Consider the following 433-nt stretch of genomic DNA (forward strand, 5'->3'; position numbering starts at 1 on the left):
CTATATCGATTCGCGCCCGGGCATCGTGGGCCGAGCCGGCCTCATCTGGTGGCTCGCCCTGGGTGGATTGTTCCTGGACGCTTTCGCCAATTCCGCGCTCAGCGCGGGCCTGGGCCCCATGACGCGCGACCTTGGCCTGAGCGCGGGCCAGGTCGCGTTGATGACGTCCTTCGCGTCCTGGGTGGCCATCGCCTTCAATCCCATCGGCGGCTGGATGGCGGATCGCTGGGGCCGCATGCGGCCTCTCATCACGGCCAAGCTGCTGGCGCTGATCGGCGCGCTGCTGGTGGTGTTCGCGCCGTCGTTCGACGTCATCCTGGCGGGCCGTTTCTTCGTGGGCGCGGCCTACGGCATCGACTTCGCGATCGCGATGGCCGTGTTGGCGGAATTCACGCCGGTCAAGTTCAAGAGCCGGCTGAACACCTGGCAGGGC

1 protein-coding gene is annotated in these 433 nt (G+C 67.7%); it reads left to right on the plus strand.

Annotated features, from left to right (window positions below):
* A partial coding sequence (locus SB751_RS28255) for an MFS transporter (protein ID WP_410748818.1) occupies positions 1 to 433 on the plus strand: 433 nt, incomplete at both ends.

Origin of the sequence: Cupriavidus sp. SIMBA_020 (genome assembly GCF_046535395.1) — a bacterium.
In the GTDB taxonomy this organism is placed as follows: domain Bacteria; phylum Pseudomonadota; class Gammaproteobacteria; order Burkholderiales; family Burkholderiaceae; genus Cupriavidus; species Cupriavidus campinensis.